Origin of the sequence: Hymenobacter qilianensis, assembly GCF_014489555.1 — a bacterium.
Classification (GTDB): domain Bacteria; phylum Bacteroidota; class Bacteroidia; order Cytophagales; family Hymenobacteraceae; genus Hymenobacter; species Hymenobacter qilianensis.
Window position 1 is genome coordinate 4186118 of record NZ_CP060784.1, and the last position, 14199, is coordinate 4200316.

Sequence of the window (14199 nt, forward strand, 5' to 3'; positions counted from 1 at the left end):
ATTGATTTATTCAAAAGTGAGATATAGAGTAACTGTGTGAGCACGCATGCTTTGTAGGCTACGGCTGTACACGTTGTCGCCGGGCTGAAATAGGTTTGTCAAACCGTGGGAGAAGCGCAGCTCAGGCGCAAACTTAAACAGCGGGTAAAACAAATCGAGCCCGACACCATACTCAATGGCAATGTCGCTATCATCGGTGCGGAGCAGGTTGCGCTCAGGGTCTTTGCGGCGGTTGCCCACGTTAAAGCTCGGCTTCACGCCTCCCACCACATACACCCGCGTATTGCGCCGCCGGTCCGAGTGAAACTTCAACAAAAGCGGGAATTCCAGCTGCGTGGTTCCTATTTCCTGGGTCTGGATGGAATCGCTGGTGAGCAAGGGCTTAAACTCCACACGACGCGTGATGAAGCTCACTCCCGGCGTAAAACGCAAGTTGAAATGGTTGGCCAAGCGTATATCACCCACGAAACCAACCGAAAAGCCGGGGCTAATAATAGAGTTGGCCGTTACTGCTTGGCTGCCTACATACGCTTGCGACTGCTCAATGCTGTAGCTCGAAAAATTGGGGGCAACGTAAAAGCCAGGGTGAAACCACCGGTTGTCGTAATCTGCTAGGTTATCAACCGTGATAGACTTAATATTTCCCCTTTTACCAATTTTGGCGCGGGTCTTTCGCTGCGCCTCTGCACTTAGTGGCAGCAGCAGCAAAACGAACCCGACGAGAGCCAGACAAATTATTTTTGAGCTGTGTAAATGGAGCTTATGCCGAACGTGAGGGGTTGCCATGCGGGATTTTTGAAACCAACCTGCGTTAAAATAGACAGGAAGTCAGGACCATCGGGAAAAGCCTGCACCGATTCGGGCAGGTACGTGTAGGCAGCGCGGTCTTTGGAAATGAGCTTACCAAAAACGGGCAGTACGCGCCGAAAATAGAAATTATACGCTTGCTTAAGCGGAAAGGCAGTTGGTTTGGAGAACTCCAGAATCACCATTTTGCCCCCGGCCGCAATACCCGCTGCATTTCAGCGAGCCCTTGCTTAAGGTTTTCAAAATTACGCACTCCAAACGAAGCCGTCACCGCATCGAAGTGATTATCTGGAAAAGGCAGGCTTTCCGAATCGCCTAGCTCGAGCTGAATACGGTGCGATAGGCCCTTGTCAACCAGTTTGCGCCGCCCCACCTCCAGCATGCCCTCCGAGATATCAACGCCGGTCACCTGTGTTTCCGGCGACAGACGCAGGCTCTCAATAGCAAAGTCGGCCGTTCCCGTGGCAATATCCAGAATGCGCGTCGGGCGCAACTCTTTCAACTGATTCACGGCCTTGCGCCGCCAGTAGATATCGGTGCCAGCGCTCAGGAAGTGATTCAGGAAGTCATACTTACCAGCGATGCTGTTAAACATCTGGGCTACCTGCGACTTCTTGCCGGCAGCATCATCTTTATAGGGTACAACGGTCATAGGGCTCTGGGGCGAACAACGAAGGAAGGGGGGCAAAATTGCTCAAACATAACGCGCTGGGGGCATTATGTTGAAAAAAAACGGGTCGAGCGTAATGCCCGACCCGTTTTTAGGGGTACTGGAAAGCCGATTAGTCGTTGTCGGTCTTCACTTTAGTTTTGCCATCAGCGTCTTTCACTTTCGAGTCGATTTCGCCGTTTTTGGCTTTGGTTTTCGACTCTTCGCCATTGGGTGACTCCGTCTTAATTTTCACCTTCTCGTCATCCACTTTCGTCTTGATCGTGGTGCCGTCAGCAGTTTTAACCTTTGCTTTACCATCTGGCAACGCAGTCCCCATAGGAGCAGCAGTAGCAGAAGTGTCGGTAGTCGTAGTAGTAGCTGTAGAATCAGTTGTCGTCGGAGCAGCTGGTGCAGCAGTTGCTGGGACTACAGACTGAGAATTGGTTGGCGTAGTGCCTGCGTCTGTCGTGGTAGTGCTGTTACCTGTGTTCAAGGCAGGAGCAGGCTCGCCTTCACGCTGAATTACGCGGAACTCAACCCGACGGTTAAGTTGCATGTTCTCAGGTGAATCGTTTGGAGCAGCCGGACGACGCTCACCATAGCTGGCTGTTACGAGACGAGCATCAGAGATGCCTTTACGCAGCAAGTACTTGTAAGCAGCCGTCGAGCGGTTGTCGCCGAGGGTCATGTTGTACTCGTCCGTATTGCGCGAGTCGCAGTGGCCTTCCACCGAAATATTTACGCCAGGGTTAGCCTTCAGGATGCTGGCAATTCGGTCCAGCTCCGTGATAGATTCAGGACGCAGAGCGTACTTATCGGTTTCGAAGAAGATCTTCTTGAAAGCATAAACATTGGAGCTATCCACGTAAGGCACGTAGAAGTTCTTCTCAACGATAGTAGAGTCGTTGATGGCTACTGGTACTTGGAACTCCTCGGTGATGATGTTCTTACCATCTACCGATACAGCAACCTGATAAGGGCGGCCTGACAGGACGCTTACCTGATAATCACCTGTTCCGGGCTTCGTTACATCGCGGTAGCTAAGAGCGGTTTGGTCAGCCTGAGCGCCACTGAATACCAGCTCTACACCTGGAATAATGGTGCTGTCGCGCAAGCTGAACACTTTACCACGAATAGTGGCATTCTTGATGTAGTTGATGGTGTAGATATCCTTCTCGCCGTAGCCGCCAATGCGGTAGCTCGACAAGTAAGCATACGTGCCATCTGGGCTCAAACGGTAGTATGTATCATCGTCAGGCGTGTTGATAGGATAGCCCATGTTCTCGGGCCGGCCCCACTTACGACCGATTGAGTCGTAGGTAGATTTGAAAATATCGTAGCCACCCATGGTGTTCAGGCCACGTGAGCTGAAATACATTGTTTTACCGTCCTTGCTCAGGTAAGGGCTGTCATCATCATACTTGGTGTTGATGCCCGTTACCGGCTTAGGCTTACCCCAATCTCCATTGCCAGAACGAGTAGACACGTAGATATCAAGGGTACCATCCTCAGAGTATTTCCCCGTAGAGAAATACATCGTCTGACCATCTGGCGTGATATAAGCGTCCGACTCGAAAGCGCTGGTATTGATGTTACCATTCAGCTTCTTAGGAGGAGTCCAGTCGCCTCCTGCTTTCTCGGAATAAAAAAGGTCACCATTCTCATCCTGACGATACATCAGCATCTTGGTGTCGTTGTCGTACACCTGAATGGATGCGTCGTGGCCTTTACCATTAAGAACACCGCTGAGCGAGCGTGGCTTTTCCCACTCGTCGTCGCTGATGCGCTTCGCTTCAAAGATGTCCTCGAAGTATTCGCCGTCGGACGCTAGATTGCCGCCTTTTTTGCTATTGCCAGAACTGGCACCGGTTACATTTTCGCCCCGGGAAGTGAAAAGTAGTACTTTATCATCGGCCGAAATAACTGGGCTGTGCTCGGAGTGAATCGTGTTGATTGTAGGTCCTAGGTTCTTGACAAAGATGTCCTTTGGGGTGCTGAACTGAACCTTCGCGTTTTTGCTGTGCTGAATCAGCTGAGCCAGTTCCGCTTTGCGCGTGTCTTTTTGCTTCAGCGTAGCGTTGTACGTCTGGTAGTGCGTAATGGCCTCGTCGAAGTTATAGTTAAGGTGATCTACGCGGCCCAACCAGTACTCAACGTCTTTAGAAACCTTTGGCTTCAGGCGCTGCGCCTTATAAATGTAGTCGCTTGCCTTTTCCTTGTCAAACGACATGTATGAAACACCAGCCCGAAACAGAGCAAGCGCATTGTTTGGCTCTGCGGCTAGTACCTGCTCGTAAAAAGGAATAGAAGCTCGGTAGTTCTCTTGAGAAAAGAACTTATTCGCAGTCTTGAGTTGCTTGCGGGTGCCCTGAGCCATTGCGGGCTGAGCTACAGCAGCGGCAAGAGCGAAGGCGCAAGAAGCTTTCAATAAACTTCTGACTAAGTTATCCATTGTTGAAGGGGGGTTTAATACTAAAGAGTGCAGGAAGTATGACGTAGCAAAGGGCACTTACTTATGAGGAGATGACTCCGGTCAAATGGGCCCTTATACTTGAATGTAGTTGTAAGGTTAGAGGGCATTATGCACATTTTAAACATTGCGTTTAAAAAAGTGCAAATAACAGTTTCATTAAACCAGCATATTTCTATCCAAAAAGCAGGTACTTGGCGGCAAAGATAGAAATTTTATAATACGACCTTCATCCTATACAATTTAATTAAAAAAATTCCTGTCACGGCTTTAAAACGCATTAAATCAATAGTCTAAATATTTTGGATTTCATAAAAAAGCAACCCTGCTACAACCTGTAATATATTGCTCTGAGGGTAGCGCAAAAATCTACGGAGCGGTGCGGCCATGGCTTTCACTTACCTTTGCAGCATCACCCGAGTAGAGAAAACCATGCTGATCCGCGAAGCAAAATTTATCACAAGTAACTCACGTGCAGACCAATGCCCGCCTGCCACCCTGCCCGAATACGCTTTTATCGGGCGCTCGAACGTGGGCAAATCCTCGCTGATTAATATGCTTACCAATCAGAAAGGACTAGCTAAAACCTCCTCCTCTCCTGGCAAAACGCAGCTAATAAATCACTTTCTTATTAATAATGAGTGGTACCTGGTCGATTTGCCGGGCTACGGCTACGCCAAGGTGAGCAAGACGGCGCGGGCCACCTGGAGCAAGATGATCAGCTATTACATGCGGCAGCGCGAGAATCTGACCTGCGTGTTTGTGCTCATCGACTCACGTCATCCTCCCCTCGCCCCTGATATCGAGTTTATTGAGATGCTGGGTAAGGAAGGCGTTCCTTTTGTGCTCGTGTTCACCAAAGCCGATAAGCAATCGGGCTCGCGTACCCAGCAGAATGTGGTCGATTATACCCGTAAGCTGAGCGAAACCTGGGACGAGCTTCCGCGTCATTTTATCACGTCGGCGGAGGATATGACGGGCCGCGACGAGGTGCTTGGTTTTATTAATGAGATAAATAAGCAACTGGCTCAAGCCCCTGATAATTCTTAAATTGGCCTCGTAATTGCCAATATGAGAATATTATTTTTCGACGTAATTATCTGTTTTTTTCATGAAAAAAATCTCATTTGTTTTTTTGCTGGCTTTATTATTCGGTGCAGTTCCGAGCTTTGCTCAAACTCCGGCCGCTAAACCAGCCGCCCAAACCAGCGTAGGCAAAGCTATTCCGGTAGCTGAGTATTACGAAGGTGGTCAGGAAGCCATGTATGCCTTCATCGACAAGCAGATCAACTACCCAGTACTAGCCCGTCGCAATCGTATTCAAGGCACTTGTATTGTGAGCTTTACACTGAATACAGATGGTACCATGACCGGTATTAAGCTGGTAAAAGGCGTGGGCGGCGGCCTCGGCGAAGAGGCCCTGCGCGTGGTGCGCCTGCTCAAGTTCAACAAGCCCGATTACGCGATTCTGACTAGCTTGCCCATCGTATTTCGCTTGTCGGCTAACAAGCCGGCTGGCAACACCGAATAACTTTTCTTTTTCATCCCAACTGTTTTTTTATGCCCTACGACCTGAAGGAAATTGCCGCCATAAGCGGAATGCCGGGTCTTTACCGCTTGGTGCGTCCAACCCGCAACGGCGTTATTGTAGAGTCGCTCGACGAGAAGGCGGCCCGCTCGGTAGCCTCAGCCCGCAACAAGGTTTCGCTCCTACAGGAGATTTCCATTTACACCCAAGATTACGACCAGACGGTGCCCCTGACGGAAGTATTCGACCGGATTTATCAGCAGCACGGCAATAGCCTGGCCCTCACCAGTAAGGCTGACGACCGCGACCTGACGGCTTTCATGGAAGGTATTATTCCAGACTATGACCGCCAGCGCGTGTATATGTCTGATATTAAGAAGCTGGTATCGTGGTATCATGCCGTAAGCAGCCGCCTCGACTATCAGGTGCCTGCAACAGAAGAAGCTGCCACTACGGAGGAAGCAGAGAAGCCCGCAAAAAAAGCCCCCAGGCCAAATCGAAAGGTGCAGACACGGCTGGCACTCAGCAGGAAGAAGCGGCATCTGACGAGGCGCTGAGCACGGCGGGTATTATCCCGGCCAAAGGCGAATCGAATGAGCCAGCCAACCCCGAAGCGGGCGATGACACGCAGCCGACCAAGAAGGCTAAGAAAAAAGCTTAGCAATTCCCCACGATTTTTGCACATAAAAAAGCCCCCAGAAAGAACCTGGGGGCTTTTTTATGTGCAAAGCAGTACTTAGTGAGAGCTGATTACAACATTGGTTGAAGCTTGCTCTTTAGCCAAAAAAGCTTCGGCCATCTCGACCAGCTCCGTAGAGCCGATAAACAAGGGGCAGCGCTCGTGCAGGTTGCTGGGCTCGATTTCCATGGTGCGCTGGCGGCCATTGCTGGCTTTGCCCCCGGCCTGCTCTACAATAAAGGCCAACGTGTTACACTCATATAATAAGCGCAATTTGCCTTGGGGGGCTTTTTTGGTGGCAGGATAGATATAGATACCGCCTTTAAGCAAGTTGCGATGAAAGTCGGCCACCAGTGAGCCGATGTAGCGGGCTGAGAAGTTATTCTGCTTGCAGTACGTCACAAACTCGGCGACTCCTTCAGAGAAAGAATCGGAGCTACCTTCATTAATAGAGTAGATAGTGCCCGTTTTAGGCGAAACGATGTTGGGGTGCGAGAGGAAAAACTCACCTAACGACGGCTCATACGTGAAGCCGTTTACCCCATTGCCTGTCGTATATACAAGCATGGTGCTGGAGCCATAAATAACGTAGCCGGCTGCTACCTGGTGGGTGCCAGGCTGCAGGCAATCCTGCTCCGTACCATCGGTGCCAGTGGGCGACATACGCCGGTAGATGCTGAAAATGGTCCCGATGGATACATTTACATCAATGTTGGAAGAGCCATCCAGCGGGTCGATGGCCACGATGTACTTGCCTTGCGTATTCCCGGTTTGGATCATCTCATCATCCTCTTCCGACACGATGGTGCACACCTCGCCGCCATTGCGCAGGGCCCGGATAAAGCGAATATTGGCAATCACGTCCAGCTTCTGCTGATCTTCGCCCTGCACGTTGCGGTTACCGTAAGCGCCGGCAATATCAATGAGGCCCGAACGATTGATTTCGCGGTTCACGATTTTAGCTGCCAGGGCAATGTCGCGCAGTAGCTGAGAAAGCTCCCCGGTAGCATAGGGAAAGTCTTCCTGCTTGCGCATAATGAAGCGGTCGAGGGTGGCGCCGACCGGAAGTGCGAGTTTATTATGATCCATGTGGGTGGGATAGATAACCGTGGGTCTGGTGTACAAAACTAAGCGATTTGAATTGTTTACGAAGCGCTGAGTTGCAGCAATTGTACCTTTTCGGGCACAATTCGCATCACTAAAGCCGAGTACGTACTTTTGGCCCATGCAGGAAAAGCATCGTTTGCAGGTTTACAAATTTGGCGGCGCCTCGGTGCGCGATGCCGAAGCCATTCGCAATCTGGCGCACATTGTGAGCGCAAATGCCCCCAAGGTCATTTACTGATTGTGGTATCGGCGATGGGCAAAACGACTAATGCTCTGGAGGAAATATTTCATCTGGCACACTCCGGTCAGGATTATGACACTCCGCTCGCCGTATTGCGCGAGTACCACCAAAACGTGGCAACGGAGCTACGGCAGGAGTCTGGGGGGCAAATTGGCACTGATGACGCGGAGGCGAGTCAGCTGGAAACCCTTCTGACCCAGCTCAGCGCCCAGCTCACCACCCTCACTCCCGCCGACTACGACCGGCAATACGACCAGATTGTGAGCTATGGCGAGCTACTGGCCACCAGCATCGTGGCGCAGGCGCTGGGGGCGCACTGGCTTGATTGCCGGCCCCTAATTCGCACCGACCACACCTGGCGCGAAGGCCGTCTCGATTGGCCCACCACCGAATATAATATTCGTGATGAAGTACCCCGCCTCCTGCTAACTGGCCCCGTCGTGACGCAAGGTTTTCTGGGCGGAACGGCTAGTGGCGCTACCACCACACTCGGCCGCGAGGGCTCCGACTACACGGCCGCTATTTTTGCGTATTGCCTGCACGCGGAGTCCGTTACAATCTGGAAAGACGTGGCCGGCCTGCTCAATGCCGACCCCAAAATCTTTGCTGATACAGTGCGCTACCCGGAAATCAGCTACCAGGAGACTATTGAAATGGCGTACTACGGCGCCTCCGTTATTCACCCCAAAACTATCAAGCCGCTGGCGGTGCAGCATATTCCGCTGTATGTGAAGTCGTTTGTGGACCCTATGGCCGAAGGAACCCGCATTGGCGACTGCCGACACGCGGCTTTGGCACCAGCTTTTATTCGCAAAACCAATCAGTGCCTCATTTCCTTCGAATCGAAAGATCTCACCTTTATTTCGGAGGAAAACCTGGAGGTGATTTTTGGTGCCTTGGCTCAGGTGCGGCTCAAGATTAACCTGATGCAGAACTCGGCCATTTCCTTCTCCGTCTGCACCGACTTTTCCGCTTACCGTCTCGACAAGCTGCTGGATCGCCTGCGCGACCAGTTTACCATTCACTACAACACGGAGCTGGAGCTATACACCATCAAAAACTACGACCCGGCCAGCATCCAACGCCTCACTACCGGCCGCGAGCTGCTGCTGGAACAGCGTACCCGCCTTACTTTCCAGTTTGTCTCGCGGGGAGGTTTGAATGAATTCATAAAATAACTTTACCCCAACCCATCCCACCCCCCACATGGAATTCATAACCGTAACGCCTGCCGCACGTCCGCAAGTAGCCCTCATTCAGCTTAATCGCCCGAAAGAGCTCAATGCCCTGAATTTGCAGCTTATGCAGGAAGTAGCTGCTGCCCTGAAAGAGCTGTGCGCCGACGATACCGTCCGCGTTATTGTGCTAACTGGCAGCGAGCGAGCCTTCGCGGCCGGCGCCGACATCAAGCAGATGGCAGGGCGTACGGCCATTGATATGCTCACCATCGACCAGTTCAGTACCTGGGACCAGATTCGGAAGACGCATAAGCCGCTGATTGCGGCCGTTTCGGGCTTTGCATTGGGCGGCGGCTGCGAGCTGGCCATGACCTGCGACATGATTGTGGCTTCGGAAACGGCGCAGTTTGGGCAGCCCGAAATCCGGATCGGTACAATGCCGGGCGCGGGCGGCACGCAACGGCTTACCCGGGCATTGGGTAAGGCGCGGGCCATGGAAATGGTGCTTACCGGCCAGCCGATTTCGGCCCTGGAAGCCGAGCGCCACGGCCTTGTAAATCGGGTGGTGCCAGTGGGGCAATACTTGGAAGAAGCGTTTCGGTTGGCGGCCAGCATTGCGCAGATGTCGCCGGTAGCGGCGCGCCTTGCCAAGGAGTCGGTGAATCGGGCGTTTGAGACGCATCTGGATGAAGGCCTGCACTTTGAGCGCAAAAACTTCTATATGACGTTTGCTTCCGAAGATCAGAAAGAAGGAATGGCTGCCTTCGTGGAAAAGCGTCCGGCCGATTTTAAGGGGCGCTAGTAGCGCATACAGTAAGTAGAACTGACATTTGGCGCTGCTTTACTTGCAACCTTACACAGCCGTAGATCAGCCTCACATTTTTGCCCCCCAGCGAACAATATTGCCCTTGCATACCTTATTAAGGCAACACTTAAGAAGAACCCATTCTTTCTGTGAGCACTTCGACTGAACCCACTGATGCTTCATTGCCAACGGCTCCTACCCGCCAATGGCTGCGCGACCGGCTAACCAAGGCGGGCCTGCGGGCTACGCGTCAGCGTCTGCTCATTCTGGAAAGAGTGGTAGTAGCGAAGGGCCACCCAACAGCGGAACAGGTACACCGTCAGGTGCTTACCCATGATGCTACCGTGTCGCTGGGCACCGTGTACAAGGCCCTGGACAGCTTCGTAACAGTGGGGCTTTGCAAGCGTGTGCCCACGGCTGAAGGTGCTTGCCGCCGCTACGATGCCGACTGCTCGACCCATCACCACTTGTATTGCTCGAACACGCAGGAAATAATTGACTACTGCGACCCGCAGCTGGATGCGCTAATTCGGGAATTCCTGGAAGCCCGTGGCTTTCAGAACTTTCGGCCTCGCTCCTTCTCTCTGCACATTACCGGCGAGCGGGCCGATCCGACAAACGAGCAACAATAATTGCCCCCAGCTTCAACTTAGCGTATAGCAAAGCTGCCAAAGCTGCACGTTAGGACGAAATGCGACTTTAGGCAACGTACCAGTCTTTTACGTTCACCCTATTTCACCCGTTTAATAGCATTTCCATGGCAGTTTTAGTTGGCAAGCGTGCCCCTCTTTCAAGGCTACGGCCGTTATTGATGGTGAATTCGAAGAAGAGTTTTCCCTTGATCGGTATCTGGGCAAAAAGCATGTTGTCTTTTTCTTTTATCCCGCTGACTTCACCTTCGTTTGTCCTACTGAGCTCCTTGCCTTTCAGGACAAACTGGCTGAGTTTGAGTCGAAGGGCGTAGCATTGGTGGGCTGCTCCACCGATACGCACTTTTCGCACTTTGCCTGGCTCAAAACGCCACGCGTAAACGGTGGAATCGAGGGCGTCGCGTATCCGCTGGTTGCCGATGTTACCAAAACCATCGCCGCCAATTACGACGTGCTCGGCGGCCACTACGACTACAACGAAACCGGCGAAATGACCTTTATTGGCTCACCCGTCGCGTATCGGGCTCTTTTCCTGATTGATAAAGATGGTATTGTGCGCCATCAGCTTGTCAATGATGGCCCGCTGGGGCGCAACATTGATGAGGCCTTGCGCATGGTAAGTGCCCTACAGTATTATGAGGTGAAGGGCGAACAATGTCCGGCCAACTGGACAGAAGGCCAGGAAGGTGTGTTTGCAACCCGCATCGACGTATTTGACCATCTTAGCAAACAGGGCGTCACCCAATAATTTTAAGGTACTTATTAATAACCAGCATGAGCTCTGACCACTTGGTCGGAGCTTTTTTGCAAATGCCTAACCAGAAGGCTGTAATTTTGCCCCCGCTTAGCAGCCGGCCCATGGCTGCATAAGCCAAAGGCAGTGCACAGAAGCTGACCCTGAGCAGCTTAGCGTATACTTCTCTTCATCATTGATAACTAATTCATTGCTTTTTCTATATAATCTTGCTCTCCAAACCTATGCCTTGCTGTTGCGCTTGGTCGCATCATTTGTGCCCAAGGCGGAGCAATGGCTGAGCGGGCGGCGTGGTTTGCTGCCTCATATTCAGCAGACGCTGAAGGGCGAAACGGCGCCCTTGGTATGGTTTCACTGCGCTTCCCTGGGCGAATTTGAGCAGGGCCGACCACTTATGGAGGCGTTTGCGCAAGAGCACCCGCACTTCAAAATTGTGCTCACGTTCTTCTCGCCATCCGGCTACAACGTGCGCAAATCGTGGCCCGGCGCGCATTATGTGTTCTATCTGCCCCTCGATACCGCCGCCAACGCCCGTGCCTTTCTCGACGCGGTGCGCCCACAGCTAGCCGTGTTCGTGAAGTACGAGTTCTGGTATCACTTCCTGACCCAGCTTCAGCGCCGTCGGGTGCCGGTGGTATGTGTGTCGGCTATTTTTCGGCCTCAACAAGTGTTTTTCAAACCCTGGGGGGCTTTTTTCCGCAAAATCATCAGCCGTTTCACGCACATCTTCACCCAGAATGAGGCGTCGGTTGAGCTGCTGCGCACTATCGGAATCCGGCAGGCCAGCGTGGCCGGCGATACCCGCTTCGATACGGTGGTGCGCACGGCGCTGGCTTCGCCCAAGCCCCTGCCTTTAGTGGAAGCTTTCGTGGCCGATGGCGCGCCGGTGTTCATTGCAGGCAGCAACTGGCCCGAAGATTTGCCGGCCCTCACACCCCTGCTGCGCCAGTATCAGGAGGAGATGCGCTTCATATTTGCCCCCACGAAATCACCGAATCCAATCTGGCTTTGGTGGAAGCGACGCTGCCCGGCCGCGTGGCGCGCTACTCCACGGCCACGCCGGCTACCGTAGCCCAAGCACGCGTGCTGCTCATGGACAACGTAGGTTTGCTGAGCCAGCTCTACCGTTTTGGCACCTACGCCTATATCGGGGGGGCTTTTGGCAAAGGGCTACACAATACGCTGGAAGCGGCGGCCTTTGGCTTGCCCCTGTTTTTCGGGCCTACCTATACCAAGTTTCAGGAAGCCGTGGATCTGGTAGAGATGGGCGCCGCTTTTCCCGTGCATACGGCGGATGAACTGAAAACGGCGTTTGGCCTGCTATGGCACCAGAATGAGGTTCGGCTGCGCGTGCAGGATATGAGCCTGGAGTATGTGCACCAGCAGGCTGGAGCTACTGCCAAGATCATGGCAGCGCTAGCTAAAATGCACGTGGTAGCTGTTGTTAATTAATTCGTAATCAAGCACTCCCACATGACTGGCACCGTTATCAAATCAACCGGCTCGTGGTATCTGGTGCGCGAGCATGGCACTGGGGTGCTGCACCGCTGTCGGCTGCGTGGCAAATTCAAGCAGAAAGGCCTGAAAGTAAGCAACCCCTTGGCCGTAGGCGACCAGGTTGAGTTTACGGTAGAAGAGCAAACGGAAGGCGCCGGCGTGATTCATCACATTGAGCCGCGTCGCAACTACATCATTCGCCGCTCGGTGCATAAAACGGAGCATGCCCACATTGTAGCCGCCAACCTCGACCAAGCTTTACTAGTTGTTACGCTGGTGTCGCCGGCTACCTCGTTTGGCTTCATTGACCGGTTTCTGGTAACCGCCGAGGCTTATAGCATTCCGGTAACGCTCATCTTCAATAAAACCGACCTCTACGACGACGATCTGTCGGGCTATCAGGATCAGATTTCGAATATGTACCAGCGCACGGGCTACCCCAGTTTGCGCTGCTCCGCCGAAACGGGCGAAGGCCTGGAGGCGGTCGATGCCCTGCTTGATGGCAAAGTAACACTGCTGTCAGGTCATTCGGGCGTGGGCAAAAGTACGCTTATCAATGCGCTGGTGCCTGATTTGGACCTTAAGACAGCCGAGATCAGTGAGTTCTCGGATAAAGGCGTGCACACTACCACGTTTGCCGAGATGCTGGAAGTGCGCGAGGGCACTTACCTGATCGATACGCCGGGGATCAAAGAGCTTGGCCTGGTTGATATTCCGCCGGCTCAGCTGGCGCACTTCTTCCCCGAAATGCGCGCTTTGCTGAATCAGTGCCGCTACCACAACTGCCAGCATGTGCACGAGCCCGGATGCGTTGTGCGCGAAGCCGTCGACAAAGGCCGTATCGCGCTGCCGCGCTACGATAGCTACTTGAGTATGCTGGCCGGGCAGGACAACCGGCATTAGTATAACAAACCAGCTACAAGTAAACGTCGAAAGTTTACGTAGAGCTGCTTAAGAGCCGTATAACGCGGTAGAGACGCAACAGTTGGAGTCTCGTCGTTGAACAGCTTACACCTTGCTCATTTGCGTAATGACTGCAACGACGAGACTCCAACTATTGCGTCTTTACCGCACTTCAACCTCACTATCAGTTTGTTATAAACAGAACTTATGCAGCTCCAAAACTCCACCTTTCTTATTACCGGCGGTACGCTGGGCATCGGCTACGCTACCGCCAAAATGTTAGTTCAGCATGGCGCTAAAGTGGCTATTACCGGTCGTACGGCAGCTACCGTGAAGCGCGCCGCCACCGAGTTAGGCGCCCTCGGTATCACGGCTGATGTCAGTAAGCCCGCCGATGTGCAGCGCACCTATGAGGAGTTTCTGGCAGAGTTCGGCCGCTTAGATTGTCTGATCAACAACGCGGGCGTGGGCACGAGCAAAAAGCTGGTTGACATTACGCCCGAAGATTTTCAGCGGGTGCACGATACCAATATTGTGGGTGCCGCGCTGATGGCCCAGCAAGCTGCCAAGCTGTTTATGGAGCAAAAGTCCGGCACGATCATCAATATTGGCTCCTCGGCCGCCACTAAAGGCTACGAGGGCGGCTCTATCTATGTAGCCTCTAAGTTTGCCCTGCGTGGCATGACGCAATGCTGGCAAAGCGAGCTGCGCAAGTATAATGTGCGCGTCATACTGGTAAATCCGAGCGAAGTGACCACCGCTTTTGGCAGCAAAGAGCGACAGGAACGACCTGAGCAACCAAACAAGCTACGCGGCGAAGAAATTGCTTCCGCTATTAAAGGAGCCCTCGAAATGGACGACCGCGGCTTTATCACTGAGTTGAACGTGTGGGCTACCAACCCCTTCTAAAAAGCAGTGTTTGAAAAAA

Annotated in this window: 13 protein-coding genes and 2 pseudogenes; 11 read left to right on the forward strand and 4 right to left on the reverse strand. The window is 52.8% G+C overall.

The window, feature by feature from the left end:
- Positions 1-6: 6 nt before the first annotated feature.
- From porT to H9L05_RS18940, 3 genes and pseudogenes are all read right to left on the reverse strand, one after another.
- Complete coding sequence (gene porT / locus H9L05_RS18930) at positions 7-708, reverse strand: type IX secretion/gliding motility protein PorT/SprT (RefSeq protein WP_187732229.1); 702 nt, start codon at positions 706-708, stop codon at positions 7-9.
- Between the two features lie 26 nt (positions 709-734).
- Positions 735-1459 (reverse strand): annotated as a pseudogene (gene ubiE / locus H9L05_RS18935) (bifunctional demethylmenaquinone methyltransferase/2-methoxy-6-polyprenyl-1,4-benzoquinol methylase UbiE).
- A 130-nt stretch (positions 1460-1589) separates the two neighbouring features.
- Positions 1590-3836, reverse strand: coding sequence for an OmpA family protein (locus tag H9L05_RS18940; protein WP_223284569.1), 2247 nt, complete (start codon positions 3834-3836; stop codon positions 1590-1592).
- A 525-nt stretch (positions 3837-4361) separates the two neighbouring features.
- Here H9L05_RS18940 and yihA point away from each other — a divergent pair.
- The 3 genes from yihA to H9L05_RS18955 all read left to right on the forward strand — a co-directional run bounded on the left by yihA (position 4362) and on the right by H9L05_RS18955 (position 6014).
- Positions 4362-4979: a ribosome biogenesis GTP-binding protein YihA/YsxC gene (gene yihA, locus H9L05_RS18945; protein ID WP_187734342.1), complete on the forward strand. Its 618-nt coding sequence runs from the start codon at positions 4362-4364 to the stop codon at positions 4977-4979.
- Between the two features lie 61 nt (positions 4980-5040).
- Entirely contained in the window at positions 5041-5460 is a 420-nt protein-coding gene (locus tag H9L05_RS18950) for a TonB family protein (RefSeq protein ID WP_187732231.1), read from the forward strand.
- A 29-nt stretch (positions 5461-5489) separates the two neighbouring features.
- Positions 5490-6014: a DUF5606 family protein gene (locus tag H9L05_RS18955; protein WP_187732232.1), complete on the forward strand. Its 525-nt coding sequence runs from the start codon at positions 5490-5492 to the stop codon at positions 6012-6014.
- 179 nt (positions 6015-6193) lie between these two features.
- On the opposite strand, the gene fbp is transcribed toward H9L05_RS18955, so the two are convergent.
- Positions 6194-7225 carry a class 1 fructose-bisphosphatase gene (gene fbp / locus H9L05_RS18960; protein WP_187734343.1) on the reverse strand — a complete coding sequence of 344 codons (1032 nt, stop codon included), beginning with the start codon at positions 7223-7225 and terminating at the stop codon, positions 6194-6196.
- A 270-nt stretch (positions 7226-7495) separates the two neighbouring features.
- On the opposite strand from fbp, the gene H9L05_RS18965 reads away from it, so the two are divergent.
- The 8 genes and pseudogenes from H9L05_RS18965 (at position 7496) to H9L05_RS18995 (ending at position 14180) form a co-directional block, all read left to right on the forward strand.
- On the forward strand, positions 7496-8662 hold the full coding sequence (locus tag H9L05_RS18965; RefSeq protein ID WP_394368448.1) for an amino acid kinase family protein: 1167 nt from the start codon (positions 7496-7498) through the stop codon (positions 8660-8662).
- Between the two features lie 28 nt (positions 8663-8690).
- A complete protein-coding gene (locus tag H9L05_RS18970) occupies positions 8691-9464 on the forward strand; it encodes an enoyl-CoA hydratase-related protein (RefSeq protein ID WP_187732233.1) in 774 nt (257 codons plus the stop codon).
- A gap of 152 nt (positions 9465-9616) precedes the next feature.
- The gene (locus tag H9L05_RS18975) at positions 9617-10099 is read left to right on the forward strand and encodes a Fur family transcriptional regulator (RefSeq protein WP_187732234.1); all 483 of its coding nucleotides are present in this window, start codon (positions 9617-9619) and stop codon (positions 10097-10099) included.
- A 125-nt stretch (positions 10100-10224) separates the two neighbouring features.
- Positions 10225-10865, forward strand: a pseudogene (locus H9L05_RS18980) (redoxin domain-containing protein).
- Between the two features lie 196 nt (positions 10866-11061).
- On the forward strand, positions 11062-11943 hold the full coding sequence (locus H9L05_RS18985; RefSeq protein ID WP_317175021.1) for a 3-deoxy-D-manno-octulosonic acid transferase: 882 nt from the start codon (positions 11062-11064) through the stop codon (positions 11941-11943).
- Positions 11883-12323 (forward strand): 3-deoxy-D-manno-octulosonic acid transferase, encoded by a 441-nt coding sequence (locus tag H9L05_RS26480; protein ID WP_317175022.1) that lies wholly within the window; start codon positions 11883-11885, stop codon positions 12321-12323. The genes H9L05_RS18985 and H9L05_RS26480 overlap by 61 nt, the downstream gene beginning before the upstream one ends.
- A 21-nt stretch (positions 12324-12344) precedes the next feature.
- Positions 12345-13271: a ribosome small subunit-dependent GTPase A gene (rsgA, locus tag H9L05_RS18990; protein ID WP_187732235.1), complete on the forward strand. Its 927-nt coding sequence runs from the start codon at positions 12345-12347 to the stop codon at positions 13269-13271.
- 207 nt (positions 13272-13478) lie between these two features.
- Positions 13479-14180 (forward strand): SDR family oxidoreductase, encoded by a 702-nt coding sequence (locus tag H9L05_RS18995; RefSeq protein WP_187732236.1) that lies wholly within the window; start codon positions 13479-13481, stop codon positions 14178-14180.
- Positions 14181-14199 lie beyond the last annotated feature (19 nt).